The sequence below is a fragment of the Peptoniphilus grossensis ph5 genome, from assembly GCF_000311825.1.
Lineage (GTDB): Bacteria > Bacillota > Clostridia > Tissierellales > Peptoniphilaceae > Peptoniphilus_A > Peptoniphilus_A hominis.
The window spans coordinates 42,714-52,749 of record NZ_HE978568.1; the positions used below are offsets into that span (position 1 = coordinate 42,714).

Annotated in this window: 8 protein-coding genes; 3 read left to right on the forward strand and 5 right to left on the reverse strand. The window is 37.0% G+C overall.

The annotated features are described in order from the left end of the window. The first annotated feature begins 24 nt into the window (after positions 1-24). Both HGPG_RS07370 and HGPG_RS07375 read left to right on the forward strand, forming a co-directional pair. Positions 25-741, forward strand: a complete 717-nt coding sequence (locus HGPG_RS07370) for an ABC transporter ATP-binding protein (RefSeq protein ID WP_019125422.1) — start codon at positions 25-27, stop codon at positions 739-741. Positions 742-745: 4 nt separating this feature from the next. Continuing rightward, the gene (locus HGPG_RS07375) at positions 746-2,395 is read left to right on the forward strand and encodes a putative ABC transporter permease subunit (RefSeq protein ID WP_019125423.1); all 1,650 of its coding nucleotides are present in this window, start codon (positions 746-748) and stop codon (positions 2,393-2,395) included. Between the two features lie 25 nt (positions 2,396-2,420). Here the strand turns inward: HGPG_RS07375 and HGPG_RS07380 are convergent, their stop codons facing one another. Beyond that, positions 2,421-3,530: a SpoIIE family protein phosphatase gene (locus HGPG_RS07380; protein ID WP_019125424.1), complete on the reverse strand. Its 1,110-nt coding sequence runs from the start codon at positions 3,528-3,530 to the stop codon at positions 2,421-2,423. 56 nt (positions 3,531-3,586) lie between these two features. Continuing rightward, on the reverse strand, positions 3,587-4,717 hold the full coding sequence (locus HGPG_RS07385; RefSeq protein ID WP_019125425.1) for a THUMP domain-containing class I SAM-dependent RNA methyltransferase: 1,131 nt from the start codon (positions 4,715-4,717) through the stop codon (positions 3,587-3,589). 129 nt (positions 4,718-4,846) lie between these two features. On the opposite strand from HGPG_RS07385, the gene HGPG_RS07390 reads away from it, so the two are divergent. After that, the gene (locus HGPG_RS07390; RefSeq protein WP_019125426.1) at positions 4,847-5,200 is read left to right on the forward strand and encodes a class II SORL domain-containing protein; all 354 of its coding nucleotides are present in this window, start codon (positions 4,847-4,849) and stop codon (positions 5,198-5,200) included. Positions 5,201-5,317: 117 nt separating this feature from the next. Here HGPG_RS07390 and HGPG_RS07395 read toward each other — a convergent pair whose 3' ends face one another. Genes HGPG_RS07395 through HGPG_RS07405 form a run of 3 tightly spaced genes read right to left on the reverse strand, consistent with a single transcriptional unit; the run spans position 5,318 to position 9,941 of the window. Continuing rightward, complete coding sequence (locus HGPG_RS07395; protein WP_019125427.1) at positions 5,318-6,490, reverse strand: iron-containing alcohol dehydrogenase; 1,173 nt, start codon at positions 6,488-6,490, stop codon at positions 5,318-5,320. 9 nt (positions 6,491-6,499) lie between these two features. Further along, the gene (locus HGPG_RS07400; RefSeq protein WP_019125428.1) at positions 6,500-8,242 is read right to left on the reverse strand and encodes an ABC transporter ATP-binding protein; all 1,743 of its coding nucleotides are present in this window, start codon (positions 8,240-8,242) and stop codon (positions 6,500-6,502) included. Continuing rightward, positions 8,229-9,941, reverse strand: coding sequence for an ABC transporter ATP-binding protein (locus HGPG_RS07405; protein ID WP_019125429.1), 1,713 nt, complete (start codon positions 9,939-9,941; stop codon positions 8,229-8,231). The genes HGPG_RS07400 and HGPG_RS07405 overlap by 14 nt, the downstream gene beginning before the upstream one ends. Positions 9,942-10,036 lie beyond the last annotated feature (95 nt).

The window sequence follows — 10,036 nt, forward strand, 5'->3', positions numbered from 1 at the left end:
AAAATTTTCATAACTGGAGGCAACATGATAAAAATAGAAAACTTGAGAAAAACTTTTGCCACAAAAATTGCTGTAAATGACCTAACTTTAGATGTGCCTAATGGAGTAGTCTATGGCTTCTTGGGACCCAATGGCGCAGGCAAAACTACAACTATTAAAATGATTGTGGGCATGCTCAGGCAGGACAGTGGCAAAATTGAAATCGACGGCATTGACACCCTAGAGGACCCCATTGGATCAAAGAAAAAATTTGCCTATGTGCCAGACAACCCCGACATCTACGATACCATGACTGCTAGGCAGTATCTAAACTTTATGGCAGATGTCTTCTCCATGAGCTTAGAAAAGAGAAATGAAAATATAAAAAAATACGCGGAAATTTTTGAGATGACAGAAAATTTAGACGCAACAATTTCTACCCTATCTCATGGCATGAAGCAAAAAATAGTTTTAATAGGGGCCCTAATTCACGAGCCAAGGCTTTTAATTTTAGATGAGCCCATGGTTGGTCTTGACGCAAAAAGTTCCTTTAGGCTAAAAAATATTATGAGAGAAGTGGCTGATGGCGGCGGCACAGTTTTCTTTTCCACTCATGTCATGGAAGTTGCAGAAAAAATGTGCGACGAAATTGCAATTATAAACAAGGGAAAATTAATTGCCGAGGGAAGTCTCGATGAAATCAAGGCTACTGCCAAGGACAGGGGAAGTCTTGAAAAAATATTTTTAGAGCTTACGGAGTGATTTTATGAATAGATTTTTTGAATTAAAAACACTTTTAAAAAAAGATTTATACTTAAGTCTTATAGCTCCCCTAAAGAAGCCCTCAAAAAATGGTGGTGACTTTAGGGTTCTAACAGTTTTGGGATTTGTCTTTTTATTTTTCTACCTTGCCTTTTTATATTTTTTCTTAATTCTTGGCTTCATAATTCCCATGGCAAAGCTTGGAAAGGAAAGCCTGGTCCTAATGGTCTTCTTTGGCTTTGTCTCTGTTGGCACAATAGTCTTTACCAGCCCAGGAATTATTTCAAAAATTTATTACTCTAGGGATGTGGAACTCCTACTTCCCCTTCCCCTTAGACAAAATAATATTTATATTTCAAAAATTTTGGGGTCTGTGGCCATAGCCTTCCTTACTAGCCTTGTAATTTTTATTCCCTTAATTTTTCCACTGGTTAAATATGGGAGTTTAAAGCTTATAAAATTTTTCTCAGTAATATTTTTGAATTTATCAAATATTATTTTTACAGTTTTGATTTTGTCAATTATCCTGATTTTATTTATGAGGGCCTTTGCAGGCATAGGCGGACTAAAAAATCTACTTCAGGCTCTTGGTTTTATTTTTGGAATTGGGGCGACCTTGGCACCACAGCTTATCACTAGGTCAGATCTTTCAAAGGAAGTGGTAGAAAAAAACATAATCGGCTTTATCAAGCACCTCTTCCCACAAGTTTATCTAGTGGATAAAATTTATGTGATGAATAATATCCCAGGCTTTTTTATTAGCCTTGGAATACTTCTTCTTATGGCTATAATTTTATTTGACCTAAGCTTTCCACTCTCAAAGTTAATGATAGCTGGAGTTTTAAGGGCAAAGGCTTCAGGCTCAAAGGCAAAGAGAAAGAGAGAAAATAAAAACACATCTATTGCAATTTCCCTTGCAAAAAAAGACGTTGCAAATGTAATAAAGACGCCAGTTTACTTTTTTAACTTGGCAAGTGGAGCTTTTATGTTTCCAATCCTCATGATTTTTGGATTTTTAAAGGGCGAAAGTATAAAATACATTCAAGAATTTTTTGCCAATACAGAGTCTTTCGGTTTTGGAAAAATTGATGTCTTCTTTGCCCTATTAATAGGACTCTTTTTCTACGCAGCCTTTATGACACCACTGTCTATCACAAGCATAACTCGCGAGGGCAAAAATATTTTCCTCATGCAGACTCTTCCAATCTCCTATGAAGATCAGATTAAGGGAAGAATTTTGGGGTCAAGTTTATTTCAATTTGTCTCAACTTTTCCAATAATAATATTTTTAGCCTACCTCATAGGCTTTGATGGCCTATATATTTTGGCTATGCTAATAGGGTCCTGCCTTGGGTCTTATGCTTCATCTTCCTTTGGAATTTATTACGGCATAAAATATCCAAAGCTTGATTGGGAAAACCCCCAAGATGCAGTTAAGAGAAACTTTCCAGTCTTCTTATTTAGCATACTCAGCATGGCTGTTATGGCACTTTCTGCCTTTATAATTTTTAGGATCTATATGGCTTTTAGGTCCGTAAGTTTTGTTAAATTTATTATTATAGGCTATGTCGCTGTGGCAATGGCACTTTCCTTTGCAATAAAAAAACAGGCAGAAATTTCTTTAAAAGAAAAATTGCCTGAATATAATTCTTAAGCTCACCACTGGTGAGCTTTTTTATTTACCAAACATTAATAAGAAGCATTGAGATGTCGTCGGTCTGTTCTCCGTCGTTAAATTCCTCTAACTCGTTATCTAAAATTTCTAGGATATCCTTATTATTTTCTAAGATAATATTGTGGACTCTCTCGTAGCCAAAGGATTCCTTCTTTGAATTTCTAGCCTCCACAACTCCATCTGTCATAAACAAAATGTAGTCGCCTGAATAAAGTTTTATTTCCTTCTCTTCATAATCAGGTCTGGCAAAAAATCTTGAAATTGGATAGCCCTTTGATTCTAAATTCATAAATTCTCTGTCCCTAACCATTATTGGCAGAGGCAAGTGGCCTGCATTGGAAAAAACAAATTTCTTCTTTTTTGTGTTGTAAACTCCATAAAAGCAAGTGAAATAATTTTCTATTTCAAGCCTTAGGCTAGTAAACCTTGTACAAAGCTGTGCCAAAGTTTTCTTAGGAGAAAGAAGAGTATCCTTATTGAGAGTCCTCACAACAGACTTAATAAACATGGTAACCATGGAGGCAGCAAAGCCGTGACCAACAGAGTCGGCTATGTAGATGGCTATGTGGTCATCATCAATTTCAAAGACATCAAACATGTCGCCGCTAAGTATTGTAGAAGGTCTGTAAATATAATTTACCTTCAAATTTTTTATAAAGCCCCTCTCTGGCAAAACTGTCTGCTGGATTAGTGAGGCTGCCATAGTTTCACTGGTCATGAACCTATTTTTCTCGATAATTTCCCTTTGCAGCTTTCGTGCCATAGTTACATTTCTAAAAACTTCAACTACGCCAAGGATTTCTCCCTTTTTATTTATAATTGGTGAACACTTTACGGAAAAAACCATGCTGCCAATATTTTCTTCTCTTTGGATAACTTCGCCGCTTAAAAGTGCCCGTCTAGTTATCTCTGGATCAAAAAGATCTTCGCCCAAGATGCAAACTTTTTTGTCCCTGTCATAACCTAAGAGGTCTTCCATTGCCTTGTTGACAAAGACGACTTTTTCATTGTAGTCCAAAACGCGAACTAAGTCTGCAATGGCATTTAGAACTTGAAAATCAATTTTGTCGTCTATTTTATCCTCTATTCTTTCTTCAGCTAAATATTCTTCCATGTTTCACCACCTTTATTTATTGTTTACAGTATAGCAAATTAAGATTCACATAACAATTATCTTTTTGGCTTTGGACCATAATATTGGTAGTAGTAGGTCTTAAGTCTGCCGTTGTATAATTTTCTATTTCTGTCAGCTTTTTTGCCAAAATTTTTCTCGAAGTTTTCATTTGCAGTAATTACATAAAAGGACCAAGTCTTTAAGCTTTTCGCAAGCTCGCCAAGCTCCTTATTTAACTGGTCAACATCTTCCTTGCCAATTCTCTCACCATAGGGTGGATTTGTTATGATGACGCCATAGTCATCAGGTAGGTCTAAATCTCTTATATCCTTTTGGAAGAAGGAGATGTCTTCCTCTAGTCCAAGGATCTCTGCATTTGACTTGGCAATTTCAATGGCCTTATAGGACACATCTGATGCAAGAATTTCCAATTTTTCATCGTATTTTATTTCAGAGTAGGCTTTTTTCTTTTCTTCCTTAAAAATTTCTGGATCGAAAAATTTAAAATTTTCAAAATCAAATTTTCTCATAAGTCCTGGCGCAATATTTTTTCCCATCATGGCTGCTTCAATGGGAATTGTGCCTGAGCCGCAGAAGGGGTCAGCTAAAATCCTGTCCTTCTTCCAAAAAGTTAGCTTAACAAGACTTGCCGCAATAGTTTCTGAAAGTGGAGCCTTGTAGTTTACCTCCCTATAACCTCTCTTGTGAAGTCCCTCGCCTGATGTGTCAATAGTAATTTCTGCAAGATCATTTAAAAGTGAAACTTCAATTTTTACTCTTGGACCAGTTTTTTCGAACCAGGAAATTTTATACTTCATCTTAAGTTTTTCGATTATTGCCTTTTCAGTAATCCTTTGGCAGTCGGAAATAGAAAATAATTTTGACTTCCTGCTTCTACCTTGGATGATGAAATTATCTTCCTCGCCAAGATAGTCCCACCAGCGAATTTCAAAAACCTTGTCGAAAAGTTCTTCAAAGGTCTCTGCCTTAAAGGAGTCAACTAAGAGTAAAAGTCTCTCTGCCGTCCTTAGCTTTAAATTTAGGATGGCAATGTCCTTAAAATCACAATCTATTTCAATTTTTCCGTCACTTACTTTTAAATTTTCGTAGCCAAGGTCTATAAGCTCTCTCTTTGTCACTGCTTCAAGACCCATATTTGTAGTGGCGATTAATTTTATTTTTTCCATTTTGCACCTCTAATTTATTATACTAAATATAAAAGTTTTTTTCCTTATTTTAAAATTAATGAGTTAATTAATTTAAATGGGGTAATAACTTTTATGTAGTAAAAATATATTTTTTTGGGGGTAATAAAAATGAAATTAACTGAAACAGTACAAACTGCTGATTTTAAATCTGAAAAACACGTTCCTGTAATTCACGTAGAAAAGACTGAGGGTCTTCTAAAGATTAAGGCTCTTGTTGGAGAAGAAATCGAACATCCAAACACTTTAGAACACCACATTGCATGGATTAAAGTATTCTTCAAACCTGAAGGAGAAAAATTCCCAATTGAAGTTGGTTCTTACGAATTTAGCGCACATGGCGAAGGCGAAATCTTTACAGTACCTTGCGTTGAAACAGCTGTTAAAACTGACAAGGGTGGAGAAGTTTATGCACTAAGCTATTGCAATATCCACGGACTTTGGGAAAATTCAGTAGAAGCTTAAAAATAAAATAAGAATAAAATTTTAAAAAGACGAGGATTTTTGTCCCCGTCTTTTTTTTGTGCCTTCATATTCTATTTTTATTTCAAAATTTTTATTTTTTCAAAATTTTTTAAAAACTTATAGAGAAGCCTTATAAATTTCTAAGACGTCTTCCTTTTTAAGTTCCACTACGCCCTTTATTGAGCCGCCAGCATGTCTTGCTGCAGCCTCTGCCATGGCTTCAAGCTTTTTGTCGTCAATGCCAACTTCCCCAAGGGTCATTGGTATATTCATATCATCTTCAAAGAAGATGTGAAGCTGAGCAATTGCTTTTTTGGCGTCATTAAACTTGTCCTCACTTGCCTTTATGCCAAAGACATTTATGCCAAAATCCCTAATCATATCCACTGTGTCATCATTTAAGATGTGGCTTAAAAATCTTGGAGTCAAAATTGCAAGACCAATGCCGTGAGTTATGTCATAGAAGGCAGAAAGTTCGTGTTCCATGGCGTGCACTGACCATCCTGTTGCCTTGCCCGTAGAAAGTAGTCCGTTGATTGCCCAAGATGATGCCCACATAATATTCGCCCTTGCCTCATAATTTTCTGGCTCTTTCATGGCAATAGGTCCGTAGTGGATGCAAGTTTTTAAAATTCCTTCAGCCAGTCTATTTTCCATGTAAGCTCCATCGCCCAGTGTGAAATAATTTTCCATAGTGTGACTCATTATGTCGGCAATTCCTGCTGCAGTGTGCTTGGCATTAACTGTGTAAGTTAGTTCAGGATTTAGGATAGAGAATTTTGGAAGAGTGTAGGCTGATGTGAAGCCAAGTTTTTGTGTAGTTTCGGGATTTGTAATAACTCCGCCCCTGTCCATTTCAGAGCCCGTTGCTGAAAGAGTTAAAATTGTACCAAGAGGAAGTGCCCTTTCAATCTTTGCCTTTCTAATTACAATGTCCCATGGGTCGCAATGAAGATAAACTGCTCCTGCAACGAGTTTTGAAAGGTCAATTACAGAGCCGCCGCCCACTGCCAAGATGAAGTCCAAATCATTTTCTCTAATAATTTTTACGCCCTCTCTTGCTGACTCAACTCTTGGGTTTGGCTCAATGCCAGAGAGTTCCTTGTAGAAAATATTATTTTCTTCAAGTATTTTTATTATCTCGTCATAAAGTCCACTTCTCTTAATGGAGCCTCCGCCATAGGAAAGCAAAACTCTACTTCCATATTTTTTTATTTCAGAAGCCAAATTTTTCATTTGGTCCCTTCCAAAAAGAATTCTCGTACTAACATCAAAAATAAAATCTTTCATATTGACCTCCTAGTCCTTAAATTGTGAATTATATAGCTCTGCATAGACTCCATTTCTTGCAAGAAGTTCCCTGTGATGTCCCTTTTCAACAATGTCGCCCTTGTCCAAAACCAAAATCACATCAGAATTTACAATAGTGGAAAGTCTGTGGGCGATTACAAAGTTTGTCCTCTCGTGAAGTAGATTTTTCATGGCCTTTTGTATTAGCGCCTCTGTCCTTGTATCCACAGAAGAAGTCGCCTCATCTAAAATTAAAATTTCTGGGTCAGACAAGAGGGCTCTTGCTATTGTCAAAAGCTGCCTTTGTCCCTGAGAAATATTTGACGCCTCTTCATTTAACATGGTGTCGTAACCCCTTGGCAGTTTCTCTATAAAGGAGTGACAGTAGGCCTTCTTTGCAGCCTCAATCACTTCTTCTCTTGTGGCATCTTCTCGTCCATACAAAATATTTTCATAAATTGTACCCCTAAAGAGCCAAGAATCTTGGAGAACCATGCCAAAAAGTGAGCGCAAGTTTTTTCTCGACACATCTCTTATGTCTTTGTCATTTATCTTAATAGATCCCCTATCAATATCATAAAACCTCATAAGGAGATTTACAATAGTAGTCTTGCCTGCCCCCGTTGACCCAACTATGGCAACAGTTTTGTTTTTTTCAACTGCAAGATTTAAGTCATTGATGACAGGTTTTTCCTTGTCGTAGGAAAAATATACATGCCTAAATTCAATATCTTCCACTGGTCTTTTTATTTCATCTTTTACAAGTTCAACTTCAGGCTCTTGGTCCAAAAATTCAAAAACTCTTTCGGCAGCAGCAATTGAGGCTTGAAAAATTGACGCCATCTCTGCCAACTGCTCAATTGGGTTGGAGAGCCTTCTCACATATTGAATGACTGCTTGAATGTCTCCCACAAATAATTTGCCAGACACAACTAAAAGTCCGCCTACAATGGAAAGCATTACATAGCCAAGGTTTGAAATAAAAGTCATAATTGGAAGCATAATCCCCGTCATAAAGGAGGCACGATAGGACACTTCGTAGAGATTGTCGTTGATGTCCAAAAACTCCCTCTCTGCCCTTTCTTCATAGTTAAAAGCCTTAATGAGTTCAGAACCAGAAAAGTTTTCTTCGACGAAGCCAACCATAGAGCCCAGTCCCTTTGACTTCCTCCTAAAATATCCCTGAGACTTTTTGGAAATAAATTTTGTGGAAAAGTAGGTCATGGGAAGTGTAAAAAGAAAGACCAAAGTCAAGCTTGGAGAAATTTTTATCATTACAAAGAGTATGCCCACAATTAAAACAATAGAAGATAGGATTGAAGAAATTGTCTGCTGCAAATTCTTTCCCAAAGTCTCCACATCGTTAGTCATCCTAGATAAAAGGTCCCCAGTCTTATTCTTGTCAAAATAAGAAGTTGGAATGTACTTGACCTTTTCGGAGATTTCTCTTCTAAAGCTTGCAATTAAGTCTTGAGTCACATCAACTAAAATTCTGCCCCTAAAAAATTCAAATACAGCTTGAAAAATATAAACGATAGCCATAATTATGCAAATTTTTATGACGAAGTCAAAGTCGATACTGGTCTTCATCTTCACATTTTCAAAAATTCTCGTGGTAATATTTCCCATTAACTTTGGCGAAATTATTTCAAAAATAGATGAGCCAATAGTCAAGAAGATTGCAAGAAATAAAGGGCCCTTATAATTTTTTAAGTAGGAAATTATCCTTAAAATTGTGTTATTCTTCTTCATAAGCTTGCCCCTGACTCACTGCGATTTCCCTATAAATTTCATTTGTCCTCATGAGACTTTCATGATTACCATAGCCTGCCAGCTGACCGTCTTCCAAAACTAAAATCTTGTCGGCATTTAAAATCGTTGCCACTCTTTGTGCCACAACAATGACAATTTTGTCCTGCAGTTTTTCCTTTAAAATCTGCCTAAGCTCATAATCCGTCTTATAATCTAGGGCTGAAAAAGAATCATCAAAGAGGTAAAGTGAGGCATCTCTAGTGAGAGCCCTTGCTATGGCAAGTCTCTGTCTCTGTCCGCCAGAAAGGTTCTTGCCCCCTCTTGCTATTTCCTTATTAAGTGGATCTTGACCCAAAAATTCTATAGCATCAGCATTTTTTATTGCTTCCAGCATTATTTCTTTTTCAGCATCTTCCCTTGCGTAGGATAAATTTTCAGCAACAGTTTTTGAGAAGAAGAAATTTTCCTGTGGCACATAGGAAATTTCCTCTCTAAGCTCAAGGTTTTTTAGACTCTTAATGTCTATGCCGTTAATGAAAAGTTCTCCCTCACCTGGCTCATAAAATTGCAAGAGAAGTCTAAGAAGAGTTGACTTGCCAGAGCCAGTCCCGCCAATTATTCCAAGGGTCTCGCCCTTTTTCACATGAAAATTTATGTCTCTTAAGACTTTTAAACTGGCATCGGGATAGGAAAATGACAGGACTCTTGCCTCAATGTCAAAAATTTCCTCTGATAAAATTTTTTCGCCACCAGTTTTTGTCGCCTCATACTCAAGAACCTCATTAATCCTCTCCATAGATGCAAAAACTCTTGGCAAAAGGCTTAAAAGAAAAGACATCATGATCATGGCAATGAGAACCTGGGTGATGTACTGAATGAAAGCCATAAGTTCGCCAATGCCCATTTCTCTAATATCTACTAACTTTGCCCCATAGTAGAGGACAAAAATAATTCCAAAATTTAAAATGGTGCCAAGCATGGGTCTCACATTGACAAGAAGTTTATTCACAAGACTTGCCATCTCTTGATAAGACCTATTTGCCTGGTCAAAAATTTCTTCCTCGTAGTCATCCTTGGAAAAAGCTCTTATGACGCGAAGACCAGTTAACCTTCTTCTAAAAAGTTCATTTAACTTGTCAAGCCTTCTCTGCAAAATCGGAAAGTAGGGCAGACCCCTTTTGAAGACATAAAAAATTCCAAGTCCAATAAAGGGAATGGTAAGGGGAAAGACAAGAGACAGCTTTACATTTGTGGAAAGGGCCATAATGAGTCCGCCGATAAACATGAGGGGACCTCTAATTAGGGGCCTAAGTCCCATTAAAACCATTTGCTCCACTTGGTTTACATCGTCCGTAGTCCTTGTAATAAGTGATGAAATAGAAAAGTGCTCAACATCGTCAAAGCTAAGATAATTAATTTTCTTAAAGAGCTTGTACCTCAGGTCTCTTGAAAAAGCCATAGTGGTCTTTGAAGAGTTGTAGGCAGCAGATGCCCTGCACATGACAGTTAAAATCACGACGACTATCATGAGGGCTCCAATTTTTAGCACATAAGCTGTGTCACCATAATCCACACCCCTATCAATGACAAGGCTCATAAGTCGTGGCAAAAAAAGTTCGCCTAGAGCATTGCCAAAGGTAAGAAGTATGACAACAATTATTCTAATTTTATATTTATTAAGTCCTTTATATATGCTCATAAAACCTCCGTAAATTCATTTTAGCATATAGACTTTTCAAAAGAAAATTGCAGGAGAAGTTTTATAGTTTTTCCCAAAAAATTTAAAAAAAAGGC

Coding starts and splice junctions, on each gene's coding strand:
- HGPG_RS07370 (WP_019125422.1), top strand. CDS start 25: ATGATAAAAATAGAAAACTTGAGAAAAACTTTTGCCACAAAAATTGCT.
- HGPG_RS07375 (WP_019125423.1), top strand. CDS start 746: ATGAATAGATTTTTTGAATTAAAAACACTTTTAAAAAAAGATTTATAC.
- HGPG_RS07380 (WP_019125424.1), bottom strand. CDS start 3,530: ATGGAAGAATATTTAGCTGAAGAAAGAATAGAGGATAAAATAGACGAC.
- HGPG_RS07385 (WP_019125425.1), bottom strand. CDS start 4,717: ATGGAAAAAATAAAATTAATCGCCACTACAAATATGGGTCTTGAAGCA.
- HGPG_RS07390 (WP_019125426.1), top strand. CDS start 4,847: ATGAAATTAACTGAAACAGTACAAACTGCTGATTTTAAATCTGAAAAA.
- HGPG_RS07395 (WP_019125427.1), bottom strand. CDS start 6,490: ATGAAAGATTTTATTTTTGATGTTAGTACGAGAATTCTTTTTGGAAGG.
- HGPG_RS07400 (WP_019125428.1), bottom strand. CDS start 8,242: ATGAAGAAGAATAACACAATTTTAAGGATAATTTCCTACTTAAAAAAT.
- HGPG_RS07405 (WP_019125429.1), bottom strand. CDS start 9,941: ATGAGCATATATAAAGGACTTAATAAATATAAAATTAGAATAATTGTT.